Annotated in this window: 18 protein-coding genes and 1 other RNA gene; 9 read left to right on the forward strand and 10 right to left on the reverse strand. The window is 65.4% G+C overall.

Annotated elements, in window-relative coordinates; genetic code table 11:
- Window positions 1–32: 32 nt before the first annotated feature.
- The 3 genes from KIO76_RS09640 (at window position 33) to fghA (ending at window position 2,375) form a co-directional block, all read left to right on the forward strand.
- Window positions 33–323, forward strand: a complete 291-nt coding sequence (locus KIO76_RS09640) for a metal/formaldehyde-sensitive transcriptional repressor (RefSeq protein WP_213322966.1) — start codon at window positions 33–35, stop codon at window positions 321–323.
- Window positions 324–404: 81 nt separating this feature from the next.
- A complete protein-coding gene (locus KIO76_RS09645) occupies window positions 405–1,517 on the forward strand; it encodes an S-(hydroxymethyl)glutathione dehydrogenase/class III alcohol dehydrogenase (protein ID WP_213322967.1) in 1,113 nt (370 codons plus the stop codon).
- A 12-nt stretch (window positions 1,518–1,529) separates the two neighbouring features.
- Window positions 1,530–2,375, forward strand: a complete 846-nt coding sequence (gene fghA, locus KIO76_RS09650) for an S-formylglutathione hydrolase (RefSeq protein ID WP_213322969.1) — start codon at window positions 1,530–1,532, stop codon at window positions 2,373–2,375.
- Between the two features lie 271 nt (window positions 2,376–2,646).
- Here fghA and KIO76_RS09655 read toward each other — a convergent pair whose 3' ends face one another.
- Window positions 2,647–3,168 carry a peptide deformylase gene (locus KIO76_RS09655; RefSeq protein WP_213322971.1) on the reverse strand — a complete coding sequence of 174 codons (522 nt, stop codon included), beginning with the start codon at window positions 3,166–3,168 and terminating at the stop codon, window positions 2,647–2,649.
- Between the two features lie 155 nt (window positions 3,169–3,323).
- Between KIO76_RS09655 and KIO76_RS09660 the strand changes: the two genes are divergently transcribed.
- Window positions 3,324–4,478: a DNA recombination protein RmuC gene (locus tag KIO76_RS09660; RefSeq protein ID WP_213322972.1), complete on the forward strand. Its 1,155-nt coding sequence runs from the start codon at window positions 3,324–3,326 to the stop codon at window positions 4,476–4,478.
- 6 nt (window positions 4,479–4,484) lie between these two features.
- Here KIO76_RS09660 and KIO76_RS09665 read toward each other — a convergent pair whose 3' ends face one another.
- Genes KIO76_RS09665 through KIO76_RS09675 form a run of 3 tightly spaced genes read right to left on the reverse strand, consistent with a single transcriptional unit; the run spans window position 4,485 to window position 7,497 of the window.
- Window positions 4,485–5,441 carry a prephenate/arogenate dehydrogenase family protein gene (locus tag KIO76_RS09665; RefSeq protein ID WP_213322974.1) on the reverse strand — a complete coding sequence of 319 codons (957 nt, stop codon included), beginning with the start codon at window positions 5,439–5,441 and terminating at the stop codon, window positions 4,485–4,487.
- On the reverse strand, window positions 5,434–6,546 hold the full coding sequence (gene hisC, locus KIO76_RS09670; RefSeq protein WP_213322976.1) for a histidinol-phosphate transaminase: 1,113 nt from the start codon (window positions 6,544–6,546) through the stop codon (window positions 5,434–5,436). Before hisC ends, KIO76_RS09665 begins: the two co-directional genes overlap by 8 nt.
- 48 nt (window positions 6,547–6,594) lie before the next feature.
- The gene (locus KIO76_RS09675) at window positions 6,595–7,497 is read right to left on the reverse strand and encodes a chorismate mutase (protein ID WP_213322979.1); all 903 of its coding nucleotides are present in this window, start codon (window positions 7,495–7,497) and stop codon (window positions 6,595–6,597) included.
- Between the two features lie 277 nt (window positions 7,498–7,774).
- Here KIO76_RS09675 and metX point away from each other — a divergent pair, with 277 nt between their 5' ends.
- Together metX and metW are read left to right on the forward strand one after the other, a co-directional pair.
- Window positions 7,775–8,944: a homoserine O-acetyltransferase MetX gene (metX, locus tag KIO76_RS09680; RefSeq protein WP_213322981.1), complete on the forward strand. Its 1,170-nt coding sequence runs from the start codon at window positions 7,775–7,777 to the stop codon at window positions 8,942–8,944.
- Window positions 8,945–8,995: 51 nt separating this feature from the next.
- The gene (gene metW / locus KIO76_RS09685) at window positions 8,996–9,622 is read left to right on the forward strand and encodes a methionine biosynthesis protein MetW (RefSeq protein WP_249729553.1); all 627 of its coding nucleotides are present in this window, start codon (window positions 8,996–8,998) and stop codon (window positions 9,620–9,622) included.
- 245 nt (window positions 9,623–9,867) lie between these two features.
- On the opposite strand, the gene KIO76_RS09690 is transcribed toward metW, so the two are convergent.
- Window positions 9,868–10,851: a site-specific tyrosine recombinase XerD gene (locus KIO76_RS09690; protein ID WP_213325183.1), complete on the reverse strand. Its 984-nt coding sequence runs from the start codon at window positions 10,849–10,851 to the stop codon at window positions 9,868–9,870.
- Window positions 10,852–10,858: 7 nt separating this feature from the next.
- Entirely contained in the window at window positions 10,859–11,002 is a 144-nt protein-coding gene (locus KIO76_RS09695) for a histidine kinase (RefSeq protein WP_213322985.1), read from the reverse strand.
- A gap of 98 nt (window positions 11,003–11,100) precedes the next feature.
- Here KIO76_RS09695 and KIO76_RS09700 point away from each other — a divergent pair, with 98 nt between their 5' ends.
- Entirely contained in the window at window positions 11,101–11,703 is a 603-nt protein-coding gene (locus KIO76_RS09700) for a shikimate kinase (protein ID WP_213322987.1), read from the forward strand.
- The gene (gene aroB, locus KIO76_RS09705; RefSeq protein WP_213322989.1) at window positions 11,700–12,836 is read left to right on the forward strand and encodes a 3-dehydroquinate synthase; all 1,137 of its coding nucleotides are present in this window, start codon (window positions 11,700–11,702) and stop codon (window positions 12,834–12,836) included. Before KIO76_RS09700 ends, aroB begins: the two co-directional genes overlap by 4 nt.
- A gap of 68 nt (window positions 12,837–12,904) precedes the next feature.
- Here the strand turns inward: aroB and recR are convergent, their stop codons facing one another.
- The 4 genes from recR to ffs all read right to left on the reverse strand — a co-directional run bounded on the left by recR (window position 12,905) and on the right by ffs (window position 16,258).
- The gene (gene recR, locus KIO76_RS09710; RefSeq protein ID WP_213322991.1) at window positions 12,905–13,507 is read right to left on the reverse strand and encodes a recombination mediator RecR; all 603 of its coding nucleotides are present in this window, start codon (window positions 13,505–13,507) and stop codon (window positions 12,905–12,907) included.
- A 280-nt stretch (window positions 13,508–13,787) separates the two neighbouring features.
- Window positions 13,788–14,111, reverse strand: a complete 324-nt coding sequence (locus KIO76_RS09715) for a YbaB/EbfC family nucleoid-associated protein (protein ID WP_213322993.1) — start codon at window positions 14,109–14,111, stop codon at window positions 13,788–13,790.
- A 24-nt stretch (window positions 14,112–14,135) separates the two neighbouring features.
- Window positions 14,136–16,040, reverse strand: a complete 1,905-nt coding sequence (locus KIO76_RS09720) for a DNA polymerase III subunit gamma/tau (RefSeq protein WP_502761846.1) — start codon at window positions 16,038–16,040, stop codon at window positions 14,136–14,138.
- A 120-nt stretch (window positions 16,041–16,160) separates the two neighbouring features.
- Window positions 16,161–16,258: signal recognition particle sRNA small type (gene ffs, locus KIO76_RS09725), an RNA gene on the reverse strand.
- Between the two features lie 166 nt (window positions 16,259–16,424).
- On the opposite strand from ffs, the gene nudC reads away from it, so the two are divergent.
- Complete coding sequence (nudC, locus tag KIO76_RS09730) at window positions 16,425–17,402, forward strand: NAD(+) diphosphatase (protein ID WP_213322995.1); 978 nt, start codon at window positions 16,425–16,427, stop codon at window positions 17,400–17,402.
- The last annotated feature ends 36 nt before the right edge of the window (window positions 17,403–17,438 follow it).

Raw genomic sequence — 17,438 nt, forward strand, 5'->3', positions numbered from 1 at the left:
GCATAATACGCGTCTTCAGTATGTGGAATGCCATGCCTCATTCGCCGGAGGACAAGAAGCGCGCCATCAACCGCTTGCGCCGGATCAAGGGGCAGGCGGAGGCGCTGGAACTCGCTGTGGAGCAGGGGGCCGATTGCGGTGCGCTTCTCCAGCAGATCGCCGCGCTGCGGGGTGCGGCGACCGGCTTGATGGCCGAGGTGCTGGAAAGCCACCTGCGCGAGACCTTTCTCGAGGCCGGGCGCGGGCAGGGCACAGCCCGGCCCGTTGATGGCGAGGCCGAGATAGACGGGATCATGCGCATCGTGCGCTCTTATCTGAAATAATGGCTTCAAGCGATCAGGCCTAACGGGTCGGGAAGCCAGAACGATCTTTGCGGACTATCCTCAGGGAAGAAGGAACAGGACATGAAAAGCCGCGCAGCCGTTGCCTGGGAGGCCAACAAGCCGCTCACCATCGAGACCGTCGAGATCGGCGGCCCGAAAGCCGGTGAAGTGCTGATCGAGGTGATGGCGACCGGCGTCTGCCACACCGACGCCTACACGCTCTCCGGCCTTGATTCCGAGGGCAAGTTCCCGGCGATCCTCGGCCATGAGGGCGCGGGCATCGTGCGGGAGGTCGGCGCCGGCGTCACCTCGCTCAAGGTCGGCGACCACGTCATCCCGCTCTACACGCCGGAATGCCGCCAGTGCAAAACCTGCCTGTCGCAGCGCTCGAACCTCTGCACATCCATCCGCGCCACCCAGGGCCAGGGGCTGATGCCTGACGGCACCTCCCGCTTTGCCTGCGATGGGGGCGAGGTGTTCCATTACATGGGCTGCTCGACCTTCTCGAACTTCACGGTGCTGCCCGAGATCGCCGTGGCGAAGGTGCGTGAGGACGCACCCTTCGACAAGATCTGCTACATCGGCTGCGGCGTCACCACGGGCATCGGCGCGGTGATCTACACGGCCAAGGTCTGGCCGGGCGCCAATGTGGTGGTCTTCGGGCTCGGCGGCATCGGCCTCAACGTCATCCAGGGTGCGCGCATGGTCGGTGCGGACAAGATCATCGGCGTGGACATCAACCCCGCCAAGGCTGCCATGGCGAAGAAGTTCGGGATGACGGACTTCATCAACCCGACCGAGGTCGGCAACGACAAGGTGGTCCAGGCCATCGTCGACCTGACGGGCGGTGGCGCCGACTTCTCCTTCGACGCGACCGGCAACACCAATGTCATGCGCCAGGCGCTGGAATGCTGCCATCGCGGGTGGGGCGAATCGATCATCATCGGCGTCGCGGAGGCCGGCAAGGAGATCGCCACGCGGCCTTTCCAGCTCGTCACCGGGCGCGTCTGGAAGGGCACGGCTTTCGGCGGCGCGCGCGGCCGCACCGACGTGCCGAAGATCGTCGACTGGTACATGGAGGGCAAGATCAACATCGACGACCTGATCACCCACACCATGCCGCTCGATGAAATCAACACGGCCTTCGACCTGATGCATGAGGGCAAGTCCATCCGCTCCGTCGTCGTGTACTGACGGGAATTCGCGATGACGCTCGAACTCGTCTCCAGCGCGCGCTCCTTCGGGGGCGAGCAGCGCGTCTACAAGCATCGCTCCACCGAGACCGGCACGGACATGCGCTTTTCCGCCTTCGTGCCGCCGCAGGCGGCCGCGGGCAAGGTGCCGGTGGTGTGGTTCCTCTCGGGCCTCACCTGCACGGAGGAGAACTTCACCGTGAAGGCCGGCGCCCAGCGCGTGGCTGCGGAACTCGGGCTCATGGTGATCGCGCCCGACACCAGCCCGCGCGGCGAAGGCGTGCCGGATGATCCCGACGGCGCCTATGACTTCGGCCTCGGCGCGGGCTTCTATGTCGATGCCACCGTTGCGCCATATGCGCGCAACTACCGCATGGCGAGCTACATCGGCCGGGAACTGCCGGAGCTCGTCGGCGCGGAGCTGCCGGTCGATGGGACGCGGCAGGGCATCACTGGCCATTCCATGGGCGGGCACGGCGCCTTGACGCTCGCCCTGAAAAACCCAGGCCGGTTCAAGGCCGTCTCGGCCTTCGCGCCGATCGTCTCGCCGATGAACTGCCCGTGGGGCGAGAAGGCCTTGGGCGGCTATCTCGGCCCGGACAAGGCCGCGTGGCGCGCCTATGACGCTTGCGCCTTGATCGAGGACGGCGCCCGCGTCGCGGATCTCCTGGTCGATCAGGGTACCGCGGACGGGTTCCTTGCGAATCAGCTCAAGCCGGAGCTTCTTGAGGCGGCCTGCGCGAAGGCGGGCATTGCGCTGACGCTGCGCCGGCAGGAGGGCTACGACCACTCCTATTTCTTCATCGCGACCTTCATCGCGGATCACCTGAAGTGGCATGCGGAGCGGCTCAGGGCGTGAGGGTACAATGCGGCGTGGCAGTGCGCCGCCTCACCCGTCGGGATGGCCGGGACAAGCTCGGCCATGACAACGGTCCCTGACAAAGAGGCCAAGACAAACACAGGGGGGAAGCGTTCTCCGAAGGGGTGTCATCCCCGGCGCGCGCAGCGCCGGGAAGGGGATCCAGCACCACGGATGGCGTATTGTAGGGTCCCGACGTGTTCATGGATTCGGGGCTCAAGCCTCCGGCTTGCTCCGGAATGACCACGGCGGCGCCAACCGCCGGGTGGCCTTAACCCACGGCTTCGCGCTTCGCAGCCTTGGTGAATTTCTTCATCACCCGGTCGCGCTTCAGCTTAGACAGGTAGTCGATGAAGAGAACCCCGTCGAGATGGTCGATCTCGTGTTGCAGGCAGGTCGCGAGTATGCCCTCGGCCTCGATCTCCTGGGTCTTGCCGTCGAGGTCCATATAGCGCACGCGGATTTTTGCCGGGCGCTCCACTTCCTCGTAATAGTCGGGAATCGAAAGGCAGCCTTCCTCGTGAATGCTGAACTCTTCGTCGGATTCCCACGTGATCTCGGGATTGATCACCACCATCGGCGCGCGCGGCTCATCCTTTCCGGCAACGTCGATGACGAGCAGACGCTTCATGACCCCGATCTGCACGGCTGCCAGACCGATTCCTGGCGCGTCGTACATCGTTTCCAGCATGTCGGCGGCAAGCGTGCGGATCTCGTCGGTGATCTCCGTCACAGGCTCGGATGCGGTCTTGAGCCGCTGGTCTGGGATAAGGACGATAGGTTTTATAGCCATGGCGCAGACTTGCAGGGCCTTTTACAGGAAGCTGTGGGACGATGCTGTCGAGGCCTGAAAACGACAGTGTAACAGCCACATAATCACTTGCGCCGCAAGGGTCAATGTGTTCTTCTTTTGTTCGCATTGATGGTGAGGCGAGTCTCAGTTCTCCGATGAATCAGACCCTGTTGAACCTGGCAGGATATCCGCTCACCGCAGGCGAAATCATTGTCGGCGCGGCGGGCGCAGCGGTGGTTATTCTGCTTTTGCTCGCTGTTTTCATCGCGCGCACCAATCGTGAGCGCCGGATCGAAGCCGCTGAGGCGGCCGAGCGGGCGCGGGAGATGGACGACAAGGTCGCTGAGCTCAATCGCATCCAGGCGGAGATGACGGGCCGGCTGCAGACGATCGCCGAGATCTTCGGGTCGCGCCAGCAGGATTTTGCCCGCTTCGTTGCCGAACGGCTGGACGGCCTCCAGCATCGCGTTGGGCAGGGGCTCGAGGTTTCGTCGCGAACGACAGGTGAGCATATCGCACGCCTTAACGAGCGTCTCGCAGTGATCGACGCGGCCCAGAAGAACCTCACCAACCTGACCGGCGAAGTAGTCGGTCTCAAGGATATCCTAGCCAACAAGCAGGCACGTGGTGCCTATGGTCAGGGGCGCATGGAGACGATCGTCCGCGATGGTCTCCCGGCCGGGCACTATGCCTTTCAGGCGACGTTGCGCAACGGCCGCAGGCCGGACTGCCTGATCCGCCTGCCGGGTGATCATCCCCTCGTCATCGATGCCAAGTTTCCGCTGGAGAGCTTTCTCGCGTTTCGTGGGGCCACCAGCGACGAGATGCGCCGCACGGCGGCGGCGCGGGTCAAGACTGACGTGGCGACCCATGTGAAGGATATTGCCGAGAAATATCTCGTGCCTGGCGAGACGCAGGATCTGGCGCTGCTGTTCGTGCCGTCGGAGGCGATCTATGCAGACCTGCAGGAGCATTTCGAGGATGTCGTGGCGCGCGCCCATCGCGCCCGGGTGATCATCGTTTCGCCGTCGCTGCTGGCGCTCGCCATTCAGGTGATGCAGTCTCTCGTGCGGGATGCGCGCATGCGCGAGGAAGCCGAGACCATCCAGCTCGAAGTGCGCCGTATTCTGGAAGATGTCGTCAGGCTGCGCGACCGCGTGGAAAAATTGGACACGCATTTCCGTCAGGCGCAGGAGGACGTGGCGCAGATCCGCACGTCCACGGACAAGATCGTCAAGCGCGGCGAGCGCATCGAGGCGCTCGATTTCGAGGACCGGAGCGCCTCGCCGGAGATCCGCGCCGCTGAATGAGGGCTATCAGCCGTCCTTGCTCTCGCCCTGGCGCCGGCCGAAGTCGGGCGCGGCGGTTTCCTGCCCCATGTCGATGATGCTGCGGCGGATGGCGCGGGTGCGTGTGAACAGGTTGAACAGCGCCTCGCCATCGCCCCAGCGGATGGCACGCTGGAGGGCGGCCAGGTCTTCGTTGAACCGGCCGAGCATTTCGAGGACGGCGTCCTTGTTGGTCAGGAACACGTCGCGCCACATGGTCGGATCGGAGGCCGCTATGCGCGTGAAGTCGCGGAAGCCGCCGGCCGAGAATTTGATGACCTCGGATTGCGTCACGGTCTCCAGGTCGGCGGCCGTGCCGACGATATTATAGGCGATCAGATGTGGCACGTGGCTCGTGATGGCGAGGACCAGATCATGGTGCTGCGGCGTCATGATCTCGACCTGAGCGCCCATGGCCTCCCATAACCCGCGTGTCACCGCAACTGCTTCGGGATCGGCGCCTTCCGGCGGTGTCACGATCGACCAGCGATTATGAAAGAGCGTGGCGAAGCCCGCGTCCGGCCCGGAATGCTCGGTTCCAGCCACCGGATGCGCCGGCACGAGATGCACGCCAGGCGGGAGATGGGGGGCAACGGCGGCGACGACGGCTCCCTTGACCGATCCGACGTCGGACACGATCGCGCCGGGCTTCAGGGCCCCGGCGATCTCGGCCGCGACATCACCGCAGGCGCCGACCGGCACGCACAGGATCACCATATCCGCGCCGTCGGCTGCTTCGGCTGCAGTGTCGGCCACGGCATCCCCCAGGCGGAGCTCAACGAGCCGCTTGCGCACGTCGGGTGAGGCGTCACTGACGACGAGTGTGCCCGCGAGCTTGAGATGGGCGACGGCGCGGGCAATGGACGAGCCGATCAGACCAAGCCCGATGATGGCGAGCCGCCCGACGAGGGGGTCGGCGCGCGGTGGCCCCAGCCGGTCAGGCATGCGCGCCCCCGAGGAAGTCCTTTAGTGCAGCCACAACGCGGTGGTTGGCCTCCTCGTCGCCGACGGTCATGCGCAGGGCGTTGGGGAGTCCATAGGAAGCGACAGCCCGCAACACAAGCCCGCGCCTGGACAGGAAGCTGTCCGCCGCCTTTGCGTCACGGCCCGCCTCGGTTGGAAAATGGATCAGGACGAAGTTGCCGACGCTGGGCGTTACCTTGAGGCCAAGCCCGGAGATCTCTTTCGTGAGCCAGGGCAGCCATGTCTCGTTATGCATGATGGAAGCGGCTACATGGCTTTCATCGGCAATCGCCGCAATGCCGGCTTCGATGGCGGGCGCGTTGACATTGAAGGGGCCGCGGATGCGGTTGATCGCATCGATGACGTGGGCGGGCCCGTAAACCCAGCCGAGGCGCAGCGCCGCGAGACCGTAGATCTTGGAGAAGGTGCGCACCATGACGACATTCTCGCTCGTCGAGACCAGCTCGAGCCCGGAGGCATAATCGTTGCGCCTGACATATTCGGCATAGGCTGCATCGAGAACCAGCAGCACATGCGGGGGCAGGCCCGCATGCAGGCGTTTCACTTCGTCGAAGGGAAGATAGGTGCCGGTCGGATTGTTGGGATTGGCAAGAAAGACCACCTTCGTGCGCGGCGTCACGGCGGCGAGAAGCGCGTCGACGCTCGCGGCCAGGTCCGTTTCCTTGGCAACGACCGGGGTGCCGCCGGCGGCGGTGATCGCGATCTTGTAGACCAGGAACCCGTATTCGGAATAGACGCCCTCGTCGCCAGGCCCGATATAGGCGTGGGTCAGGAGATTGAGGATATCGTCAGAGCCCGCGCCGCAGACGATGCGGGCAGGGTCGAGGCCGAATCTGGCGCCGATTGCCTCCCGAAGGCGCGTGGCGGCGCCATCGGGGTAATGCTCGAGGGTCGCGGCCGCGTGCTTATAGGCCTCGATGGCTGCCTTGCTCGGCCCCAGCGGCGTCTCGTTGGACGACAGCTTGTAGACCTTATCGACGCCCGTGACGCTGCTCTTGCCTGGCACGTAGGCGTCGATCGACAGAATTCCGGCCCGCGGGACGGGGCGATCGGCCACAAGACCCATGATAAGACACTCCGGATGAAGAACGAACGGAAGCCGCGCGGTGGGAGATCAGCCCCCCATGCCCGGTTTGTCGAGCACGAAAACCTCGGCGTGGCTTCCGATTTCACTGAGGTCGATGCGCCCCAGACGCTCCGCCGTCAAGGCCTCTTCGAGAGTTTCCAGCGTCACGGCGCCGGGAACCGAGATAAGAAGCGACAATCCATCGCGGAGGCCGGCTGACCCGAGAACCTGGCCGCTGAGCCGGGCGATGGCGCCACGCGCTGTCTCCCGCCATCGCTCGACGGTCGCCGCGACGAGCCGCACCTCGTTCGACCCCCCGTCCGTCAGCGGCTGCGCGATGACGAAAACAGGCGTTGCCGCCGGATGCTGCGGCCGTTCGATGAAGGGCAGCCGCGCGATGATCTTCGGGCTGTCGGGGCCGGTGAGTCCAGTCCACCACGGGCCGGAGGCCGCAGCGCCGTCCGGCCGGAAAATGCCAAGATCGCCCTTGGATTCTGCAACGGCACGGATGACGGCCTCCGCGCTGGTATGGGCGATATAGGGGACGGTGAAGCCAAAATGGAAGCGCGCTGAATCCCGCATGGGTCCATCGCCCCCGGAGACGTCGGCATGCACGCTATAGGGCGCCTGGACATAGGTGAAGGTGCCGATGATGACACGCCAGATGCTCTCCGCGGTGTCGAGCGGCAGAATTCCGCGGTGGCGCTCCGCGAGCCTCCTCATCATGGCCGCCTCACGAGCCGGCCTGAAGGCCGAGCCCGGCCCCTGCGTCCGCTTGAAGGCAATCAGCCGGTCGATGATGTCGCCGCGCTCCATCAGGAGTTCATGCATCGCCGCGTCGATGCGATCGATTTCTTCACGCAGAACCGCGAGGTCGACCGGAGGGGAAACGGGAGCGGCGGGAGTGGGAGAGGAAGCGCTCTGTGCGGGTTTTGTCACCGGATTGACCATACTCGTGCGTTCCGTCCCAAAAATCGAGAAATCCAGGAGATGGTTGGGCCAACCCGCCCTAGCCCATTCAAGGTGATCACTTTTACGGTGTGGGGACACGAACGCAAGATAGCGAACGCGCCGACGGCGAGCCATCAGAGTAGGCGCCGCCCATGAAGGCGCCTCCAATCTTTTCCCTGTAACACCAGTTGCCGAGCGGGGCCTCTGTTCGATATAACGAACGCGGCCTGTTGATTGCGCTCAGGCCGTTTCAGGCGGAAAAGGGTTTATCGGTCTCATGTTGGTTAGTGCTGACACTGCCCCAGCTCCCGCTTCGCAGGTCGATGAACCGGACAGCCTTGTCGCGCGCTTCGGTCTCGACAAGCCATTGGTTCTCGACAGCGGGGCCACCCTGGCGCCCTGGCAGATCGCCTATCAATCTTACGGGACCCTGAACGCCGATCGTTCGAACGCCATTCTCATCTGCCACGCGTTGACCGGTGACCAGCACGTAGCGAACCGCAACCCCATCACCGGCAAGCCCGGTTGGTGGGAGACCATCGTCGGCCCTGGCCTTCCCATCGACACGAACCGGTTCTTCGTCCTGTGCTCAAATGTCGTAGGAAGCTGTCTCGGCACGACCGGACCGGCGTCCCTCAATGCGGCGACTGGGGAGCCCTGGGGGCTCGGTTTCCCGTTGGTGACAATTCGCGACATGGTGCGCGCGCAAGCCATGCTGCTGGACCATCTCGGCATCGCGCAGCTCTTTGCGGTGGTCGGGGGATCCATGGGGGGGATGCAGACACTGCAGTGGGCGGCGAGCTATCCGGAGCGGGTCTTCGCGGCCATGCCGATCGCCACCGGCCCCATTCACTCCGCGCAGAACATCGCGTTCCACGAGGTCGGGCGCCAAGCCATCATGGCGGACCCCGACTGGCGGGGCGGCCATTATCTTCAGGCGGGTGTCCGCCCGGCCAAAGGCCTCGCCGTGGCACGGATGGGCGCGCATATCACCTATCTCTCGGAGGCCGCGCTTCACCGCAAGTTCGGGCGCCGGCTGCAGGATCGCGACGCGCCGACCTTCTCCTTCGACGCTGATTTCCAGGTCGAGAGCTACCTGCGCTATCAGGGCGAGAGCTTCGTCGAGCGCTTCGACGCCAACAGCTATCTCTATATCACGCGCGCCATGGACTATTTCGATCTGGCCGCCGACCACGGTGGCGTGCTGGCGAACGCCTTCCGCGGCACGAAGACCCGCTTCTGCGTGGCCTCCTTCTCCTCGGACTGGCTGTTCCCCACCTCAAACTCGCGGGCGATCGTGCATGCGCTCAACGCGGCCGCCGCCTCCGTGAGTTTCGTCGAGATCGAGAGCGACAAGGGCCATGACGCCTTCCTGCTCGACGAGCCCGTGTTCTTCGCCACCATGCGTGGCTTCCTCGATTCCGCCGCGCGTGCCCGCGGCCTCTGACGGTCTCTCGAGCCGGATCTTCCACCCCGAATTCCCGAAAGGCATTCCACCTTGGCTCATGATGATCCCATCGCGACACAACGCGTCGATCTCGTCCTCATGGCCGAGATGGTCGAGCGCGGCGCGCGCGTGCTGGACGTCGGCTGCGGCGACGGCACGCTCCTGTCCCTGCTCGCCGAGCGGCGCGGGGTGGACGGCCGGGGCATCGAACTGTCACGCGAGGGTGTCAATCAATGCGTGGCGCGCGGTCTGTCGGTCATCCAGGGCGATGCCGACACAGATCTCTTCGCCTATCCGGACGATGCGTTCGATTACGTCATCCTGTCCCAGACGATCCAGGCGACGCGTCGTCCCCGCGAGGTGCTGGAGCACATGCTGCGGATCGGCCGCCGCGCGATCGTCTCCTTCCCGAATTTCGGACACTGGCGCGTGCGCGCCGATCTCGCTCTGTCCGGGCGGATGCCGGTGACCGACAACCTGCCCGAGACGTGGTACGACACGCCGAACATCCATTTCTGCACGATCCGGGATTTTGTGGCGCTCTGCAAAGAGCTCAACGCCCACACGGAACGCGCCTTGGCCCTGAACTCCAGCGGCCAGCCGGTGCGCTTCAACATGCCGTGGTGGGTATGGAACCTGTTCGGCGAGCAGGCCGTGTTCCTGCTGCGCCGGGGGTGAACAGGGACCGGGAATAAGCGATATTCAGCGCTTCTCCCTCTCCCCGGCGGGGAGAGGGCTGGGGTGAGGGGAGATTGATCGTTTCCCCAGTGGGCGTCCCCCTCACCCGCGCCTGTGGCGCGACCTCTCCCCGCCGGGGAGAGGTGAGCGGTGGCAATCGTCGCGTGTCATCCCCGGCCGTGTCATCCCCGCCCATGTGATCCCCGCCCATGGCGCCCTGTCCGCGCACCAGGTGCCGGCCGCGTTCAGTCCTGCGCCAAGGGGTGCAGGTCGCGTACCATCGCGGTGAGGCGGGCATCGAGGACGTGGGTGTAGATTTGCGTCGTCGCTATATCGGCATGGCCGAGCAGTTCCTGCACCACGCGCAGGTCCGCACCATTCTGCAGGAGATGGCTGGCGAAGGCGTGGCGTAACACATGCGGGCTCAGGCGGTCCGGCGCGATGCCGGCGGCCGCGCCGAGGTCCTTGAGATCGCGGGCGAAGGCTTGGCGCGTCAGATGTCCCTCGGCGCTGTCGGCGGGAAAAAGCCAGCGCTTCTGCCGGGCGACCTCCTTGTCCGTGGCGATGAGCTCCAGATGCGCGGCGGCCGCCTTCTGCGAGGCCTCGGTCAAGGGAACGAGGCGTTCCTTGTCGCCCTTGCCGCGCACGAGCAGGAAGCGCTCGCGGGTTTTCGCGGCGCTGCGTGGCAATGAGACGAGTTCAGAGACGCGCAGGCCGGTGGCATAGAGGAGCTCGAGCAGACATGTGAGGCGCGCGGCACGCCGGCGCTCGACCAGAGGCCTCTTGGGATCGTCAATCCCTTCACGCGCAGTGGCGAGAAGCCGGTCCACCTCGTCCACGCTAAGAACTTTGGGTAGAGGCCGGCCGATCTTGGGTCCCTCAATGGTGACGGTCGGATCGTCGGAGCGCAGGCCTTCCAGGTAGAGGAATTTATGGAACTGCCGGACGACGGAGAGGCGCCGCGCCGCCGAGGAGGCTTTGAGTCCGCGGGCGTGGATTTCGGCGAGGAAGGCACGGATGTCGGGCTGGGTGCAACCCGTCGGCGTCAGCTGTCGCCGCGCGAGAAAACCGAGATAATCGCTGAGGTCGCGTTCATAGGCCTGGAGCGTGTTGCGCGCGGCGCCTCGTTCGGCTGCGAGCATCTCAAGGAAGCGTTCTGCGAGGCCGCTCGCAAGTGGATCATGCCTGTCCGCGACACTGGTCGGCTCACTTTGCCCCTCGACCGCCATCGGCACATCACTTCTCGAACTTGGACGCGGGAACCGTTACGGTCACGGTGCGAGGCTTGGGCTCGACCATTGTGGCGAGCGCATACAGCCCCGCATAGGTGAGGCCGGCGAGGATCCCGATGATCATGAGGAAGCGAAAGACGGTCGGCACAGCTCTCTTAAACCCATCGCGAGATTTCAGCCGAAAGTGTGGCCCCAATCAAGTTACGGGAATGACGTAAACAAAAACTCCATGATAGTGAAAGCCGCATGGACGAGTCGCGCAACATTGGGGTAACCGACCCCGAGATCGAAGCCCTGCAACAGGCGCTCAACGGGCGGTCACTGGTCCTCATCGGCATGATGGGGGCGGGCAAGAGCACGGTAGGACGCCGGCTCGCCATGCGACTCAATCTCAATTTCGTGGACGCCGACCACGAGATCGAGCGCGCTGCGGGCATGTCAATTCCCGAAATTTTCGAGAGCCAGGGTGAAGCACAATTCCGTGATGGCGAGCGCCGCGTGGTCAGTCGCCTGCTGAGCGAGGGGCCGCTGGTTCTTGCTACGGGGGGTGGCGCCTACATGAATGCCGAGACGCGCGCCCATATCGCCGAAGCCGGCATTTCGATCTGGTTGAAGGCCGATTTTGATGTTCTGTTCCGGCGCGTGCGCAAGCGCCCGGGGCGGCCCCTGCTGCACACGCCCGATCCGGAGGGAACGCTGCGGCGGCTGATCGACGAGCGTTATCCGACCTACGCCGAGGCCGACATCACCGTGATTTCCCGCGACGCACCGCATGAGGCCATCGTCGAGGAGATCGTCGAGGCTTTGCGCCACTATCTTTCAGTCTCCAAGGTGGATCTCGACCGATGACCTCCGTGACACACGCCCCCGCCGGCTGCGAGACCGTGCACGTCCCGCTGGATACGCGCGCTTACGATATCCTCATTGGCCGCGGCGTCCTCGCCGAGGCTGCGCCGCGGATCGCCGGCCTGGCACCGGGCGGAGCGGCGGCCATTGTCACGGACGAGAGCGTCGGGGCGCTCTATGGCCAGCGTCTCAGCGAGATGCTTGCCGCCGCCGGTCTCCGGACGACGATCGTCACCGTGCCGGCTGGCGAAGGCAGCAAAAGCTATCCGCGCCTTGTCGAGATCTGCGAGGCGCTTCTGGCTGCCCGCATTGAGCGTGGCGATCTCGTCATCGCGCTCGGCGGCGGCGTCATCGGCGATCTTGCCGGTTTCGCGGCTTCCATCGTCCGCCGTGGGCTGCGCTTCGTCCAGGTGCCGACAAGCCTTCTCGCGCAGGTCGATTCCTCGGTTGGGGGCAAGACGGGTATCAACTCGGCGCACGGCAAAAACCTGATTGGTGCCTTTCATCAGCCGAGCCTCGTGGTGGCGGACACCGGCCTGCTCGACAGCCTGAGCCCGCGCGAGTTCCGCGCCGGCTATGCGGAGGTCGTGAAATACGGCCTCATCGACGACCCCGGCTTCTTCGCATGGTGCGAGAGCAATGCGGAAAACATATTCGGGCCGGGGCCCGCGCGTGACCACGCCGTGGCGACGAGCTGCCGGGCCAAGGCGGCCGTTGTCGTGCGCGACGAGCGGGAGGACGGTGACCGCGCCCTGCTCAATCTCGGCCACACCTTCGCCCATGCGCTGGAGCGCGCCACCGGCTACGACGGCAGCCGGCTCGTGCACGGGGAGGCCGTGGCGATCGGGCTTGCGCTCGCCTTCCGCTTCTCCGTCGAGCGCGGGCTGTGCCCGCCGGAGGACGCCGCGCGCGTTGCCGTTCATCTCGCCGGGATCGGGCTCCCCACCCGCCTGCAGGAGGTGCCGGGCGACATCGGCACCCCCGACAGCCTTGTGGAAGCGATGGCGCAGGATAAGAAAGTCAAGCGCGGTGCGCTCACCTTCATCCTGGCGCGCGGCATCGGCCAAAGCTTCATCGCGCGTGGGGTCGAGGCCGATAGCGTTCGCGCTTTCCTCGTCAAGGAACTGGCGGACTGAGCGCACCGCGAGCGGTGCCCAGCCGTCGCTCAGCCTCCCGCTTCCCCGCACTCTGACCGATTGGCCGTTCAGAACGTCGTGCGCTGGCGGATCGCCGCAGCGAGTGTGCCCTCGTCGAGATAATCGAGCTCACCGCCCACCGGCACGCCATGGGCGAGGCGGGTGATCTTCACGGCATAGGGGGACAGCAGGTCGGTGATGTAATGCGCCGTCGTCTGCCCATCGACGGTCGCGTTCAGCGCCAGCACGATCTCAGTCAGGCCCGGCTCGGCCGCCCGCGCAATGAGCCTGTCGAGATTGAGATCCTCCGGACGGATGCCGTCGAGGGCCGATATCACGCCGCCGAGTACATGGTAACGCGCATTGACAACGCCCGCTCGTTCGAGCGCCCAGAGATCGGCCACATCCTCCACCACGACGAGAAGCGTCGGGTCACGGCGCGCATCGCAGCAGATGGTGCAGGGATCGGTGGTATCGATGTTGCCGCAGGAGGTGCAGACAAGCACGCGCTCGGCCGTGATCCGCGTCGCATCGGCGAGCGGCACGAGCAATTGCTCTTTCTTCTTGATCAGCGTCAAGGCCGCCCGCCGCGCGGAGCGTGGCCCGAGGCCCGGCAGACGGGCCAGGAGCTGGATCAGTCGTTCGATCTCAGGGCCGATGGGGGAGGGCATCGCTTAAGCCGGTTCCTCAATGCTGCGCCGCGTGGGCTTTTCATCTCACCGGGAGAGATGGTTTGAACCTGCGGTCATCCCGCCGCAGCCGCGGGCTTTCCCTCCCGGCACCATAAGCTTGAGCCCAGCTTCAGAAATGGTGTGGTCTGCAACGAGCGATGATCCCGAACAGGGCGCCGCGTCATTGCCCGCACGTCCGTACGCAAGCTTGCCCATCTCCAAGATGAAACGGCGTGGGCGAGCGTTGCGACGAGCGAGCGCTCGCGTGACCAAGGCGGTTCTAGAACGGCAGCTTCATGCCGGGCGGGAGGGGAAGACCCTTGGTCACCTCGCCCATCTTGTCCTGCATCAGCCGCTCGGCCTTGGCCCTGGCGTCGTTGACGGCCGCGACGATAAGGTCTTCGAGGATTTCCTTTTCGCCGGGAACAATGAGGCTCTCGTCGAGGGCGATGCTCTTCATCTGGCCCTTGGCGGTGGTCACGACGGTGACGGCTCCGCCGCCAGCCGTGCCGGTGACTTCGAGCGCCTCGAACTCGGTCTGCATGTCAGCGAATTTCTGCTGCAGGCCTTGCGCCTGCTTCATCAGCCCCATCAGGTCACGCATCGGTCACTCCCGTCTCAACCCGGATCACATCTCGTCTAGATAGGACAGGTCGTCCTCGGATGCGAGCGCCCCTTCATCCTCGGTTGGCTCGCCGGTGTCGGCCATCGCCACCAGGGGCTCCTCGGCAGCTGCCGCGACGTCGCGGATATCGACGATAGCCGAACCCGGGAAACGCGACAGCACGGCCTGGACAAGCGGGTGCCCCTCGGCACCGCTGCGACGCTCGGCCTCACGCGCCTGGGCCATTTCATGGAGTGTCGGCGCACCCGGTTTGGACGAGAGCGCGACCATCCAACGTCGGCCGGTCCATTCCTGCAGGCGCTTGCCGAGGTCGCCGGCCAGCGTACGACTTCCCCCCTCCCGCAAAGCGAACTCGATATGCCCGTCCTCGAAATGGACAAGATGAACGTCCTGCTCCAGGGACCGCTTCAGCACGATGTCGCGCTGTTCCCCGGCAAGAGCAACCACGTCCTCGAAGCGCGCCAGCCGGATCTGCGGCTCGGCAGAGGCGCGGACCACCTCGCGGGCGGGATCCTGACGAGGCGTCGCATCGGCCAACAGGGCTGACCCCGTGGTGGCGGCGATAGCGAGGCGGGGCCCGCCGCCATTTCCGCTGCCGTTGCCACCACTGTTGCCCGGGCGAGCGCCGCCGCTACCGCCAGCGGAGGGAGTGCCATCGCGTAAAGCACGCAGCGCCTCGTCCGGCGTCGGCAGGTCCGCCGCATAGGCGAGACGCACCAGAAGCATCTCGGCGGCCGCGACGGGACGCGCTGCCTGCTGGACCTCCGGAAGGCCCTTGATGAGGATCTGCCAGCTACGCGCCAGAATGCGCAAGGAGAGCCGGGATGCGAGGTCCGCGCCCCGCAAACGCTCGGCCTCGGTGAGCGCCGCGTCCTTGCCCGCGTCAGGCACCAGCTTGAAGCGTGTGACGAGATGGATGAAGCCGGCGAGGTCGTTGAGAACGACGTAGGGGTCTGCGCCCGCGTCGTACTGCGCGGTTAATTCGGCGAGCGCCGCGGCGAGATCACCACGCATCACCGCCTCGAAGAGATCGATGACGCGAGCCCGGTCCGCGAGCCCGAGCATGGTGCGCACTTCGTCCGTGCTCACCGCCCCGCCACCATGGGCGATGGCCTGGTCGAGCAGCGACAGGCTGTCACGCGCCGAGCCTTCGGCAGCACGTGCGATGAGCGCCAGCGCCTCCGGGTCCGCATTCACACCTTCCGCTTCGGTGATGCGGGCAAGGTGGGCGACGAGCGCGCCGGCGTCGATGCGGCGCAGGTCGAAGCGCTGGCAGCGCGACAGGATCGTCACCGGCACCTTGCGGATCTCGGTGGTGGCGAACACGAATTTCGCGTGCGGCGGCGGTTCCTCCAACGTCTTCAGGAAGGCGTTGAACGCCTTCTCCGAAAGCATATGGACCTCGTCGATGATATAGACCTTGTAGCGCGCCGAGCTCGGCGAGTAGCGGATGCCGTCGATGATCTGGCGGACATCCTCGACGCCAGTGTGGGAAGCGGCGTCCATCTCCAGGACATCCACATGGCGCGATTCCATGATCGCGGCGCAATGGCGCCCGAGCGCCGGCATGTGGATTGTTGGTTGCGAGGATCCGCCATCGAGCGGCTCATAATTCAGAGCCCGGGCCAGAATACGCGCCGTCGTCGTCTTGCCGACGCCGCGCACACCCGTCAGCATCCACGCCTGTGGAATGCGACCAGTCGAGAACGCGTTGGATAACGTGCGGACCATCGCCTCCTGCCCGATGAGGTCATCGAAGCTCACGGGGCGATATTTGCGCGCCAGAACACGGTAAGCCGGGGCAGGCACCGAAGAGGATGTCGGCATATCAAAACCGGGCAGTGCCGGACCTGCGTCATCCTCGACAGAGGCGTTCGGCATGTCGGTGGCGCTCGGCTGATCGGTCATCGCACCCGTTCGGTCATTTCATGAGGCCGGTCCAGGGCGATGCCATCACACCGGCAGGGGCCCATGCCGGGCGCAGGATCCCATGCAGGGCGATTGTCGCCGGATATCCGACGAGGACAAGGTGGGAGGCTGGACGAAGACCCGCCCGATTCTCGTTAGGGCTGCTTCCTTCCGGACCTGACCCGGTTGGCGAGTGGAACGTCCAACGCCAACCTCCCAACGCCTATATCGTGGAAAGATGAGGCTGATGCAAGCCACCAGGCTTTTAATTCGCGCTCCGCTCACAACCCGCGATGGCCGGCGCGGCGCACGCGGCCGGATGAGCGAAACGGCTCTTCTGTCCAGCGCGGGGCTCGGATAGAAGAAAGGCCGAAAGGCTGTGCCATGACGCATGATGATTCCAAGACCGCGCCGATTGCTCCGCTCGCGGCCTCGCTAGACCGTTCGGGACGTGTGGGCTTCGCGGTCAACCGTCTGGAGCGTCATTCGGAGGGGAGGGAAAACGCCGAAACGGTCGGTGCGTTCCGCCGTAGACCCGATGCCGCGACCTTCGTGCTAGCCGGCGATGTGCCAATCCTCAAACGCCAGCCGGCTCTCGATCCGCGCTTCACGCTGGCGGAAGCGGCCGCGCTCGGCGCTGACGGTGAGAGCATCTTCCTCGGCACCATCGAAGGGGTACCCCTGTTTACGACGACGCTGGCCGGCGATGCCGCAAGCGTCATTGCCGAACGGCCGCATCTCGACGCCGTGGACTTGCGATCGCTCGCCTCCCAGGGGCTTCTGCGACCGGAAGTTCTCGGCCCCCTCGGCGAGGCCAAGGCGATCCTCCATTGGCATGCGCGTCACCGCTTCTGCGCCAACTGCGGGGCCCGAACACGCGTGGAAGCAGCTGGTTGGCGGCGCATCTGCGACGCCTGCGGGGCCCAGCACTTTCCCCGGACAGATCCCGTTGTCATCATGCTCGCGGTGCGAAACGGCCGTTGCCTCCTGGGCCGGCAGCCACGCTTCGCCGACAAGATGTACTCCTGTCTCGCCGGTTTCGTGGAGCCGGGAGAAACGATCGAGGACGCCGTGCGCCGCGAGACCAAGGAGGAAGCGGGGCTTGCCGTTGGGCGCGTCCGCTACCTTGCCTCGCAGCCCTGGCCGTTTCCGGCCTCGCTGATGATCGGCTGCATTGCCGAGGCCTTACACGACGAGATCACCATCGACCGGCTTGAGCTCGAGGACGCGCGTTGGTTCTCCCGCGGCGAGGCGGCCGCCCTCCTGGGCGGCACGCACCCCGATGGTTTGAGCTCGCCCAAGCCGTTCGCCATTGCCCATCACCTCCTCCATGCCTTCGTGCATGAGGGGGAGGAGTTCTGATTTTCCGGGAGCGCGGCTGGCTCGTAACCGGCCCGC

It is taken from the genome of Chelatococcus sp. YT9, from assembly GCF_018398315.1.
Taxonomy (GTDB): Bacteria; Pseudomonadota; Alphaproteobacteria; order Rhizobiales; family Beijerinckiaceae; genus Chelatococcus.

What these genes read in the sequence shown, in the direction of transcription:
- KIO76_RS09675 (WP_213322979.1), bottom strand. Translation starts at nt 7,497, where the DNA reads ATGGTCAATCCGGTGACAAAACCCGCACAGAGCGCTTCCTCTCCCACT.
- aroB (WP_213322989.1), top strand. Translation starts at nt 11,700, where the DNA reads ATGACCTCCGTGACACACGCCCCCGCCGGCTGCGAGACCGTGCACGTC.
- hisC (WP_213322976.1), bottom strand. Translation starts at nt 6,546, where the DNA reads ATGGGTCTTGTGGCCGATCGCCCCGTCCCGCGGGCCGGAATTCTGTCG.
- metX (WP_213322981.1), top strand. Translation starts at nt 7,775, where the DNA reads ATGTTGGTTAGTGCTGACACTGCCCCAGCTCCCGCTTCGCAGGTCGAT.
- recR (WP_213322991.1), bottom strand. Translation starts at nt 13,507, where the DNA reads ATGCCCTCCCCCATCGGCCCTGAGATCGAACGACTGATCCAGCTCCTG.
- KIO76_RS09690 (WP_213325183.1), bottom strand. Translation starts at nt 10,851, where the DNA reads ATGGCGGTCGAGGGGCAAAGTGAGCCGACCAGTGTCGCGGACAGGCAT.
- KIO76_RS09660 (WP_213322972.1), top strand. Translation starts at nt 3,324, where the DNA reads ATGAATCAGACCCTGTTGAACCTGGCAGGATATCCGCTCACCGCAGGC.
- nudC (WP_213322995.1), top strand. Translation starts at nt 16,425, where the DNA reads ATGACGCATGATGATTCCAAGACCGCGCCGATTGCTCCGCTCGCGGCC.
- KIO76_RS09640 (WP_213322966.1), top strand. Translation starts at nt 33, where the DNA reads ATGCCTCATTCGCCGGAGGACAAGAAGCGCGCCATCAACCGCTTGCGC.
- KIO76_RS09665 (WP_213322974.1), bottom strand. Translation starts at nt 5,441, where the DNA reads ATGCCTGACCGGCTGGGGCCACCGCGCGCCGACCCCCTCGTCGGGCGG.
- KIO76_RS09645 (WP_213322967.1), top strand. Translation starts at nt 405, where the DNA reads ATGAAAAGCCGCGCAGCCGTTGCCTGGGAGGCCAACAAGCCGCTCACC.
- KIO76_RS09720 (WP_502761846.1), bottom strand. Translation starts at nt 16,040, where the DNA reads ATGACCGATCAGCCGAGCGCCACCGACATGCCGAACGCCTCTGTCGAG.
- fghA (WP_213322969.1), top strand. Translation starts at nt 1,530, where the DNA reads ATGACGCTCGAACTCGTCTCCAGCGCGCGCTCCTTCGGGGGCGAGCAG.
- KIO76_RS09715 (WP_213322993.1), bottom strand. Translation starts at nt 14,111, where the DNA reads ATGCGTGACCTGATGGGGCTGATGAAGCAGGCGCAAGGCCTGCAGCAG.
- KIO76_RS09655 (WP_213322971.1), bottom strand. Translation starts at nt 3,168, where the DNA reads ATGGCTATAAAACCTATCGTCCTTATCCCAGACCAGCGGCTCAAGACC.
- KIO76_RS09700 (WP_213322987.1), top strand. Translation starts at nt 11,101, where the DNA reads ATGGACGAGTCGCGCAACATTGGGGTAACCGACCCCGAGATCGAAGCC.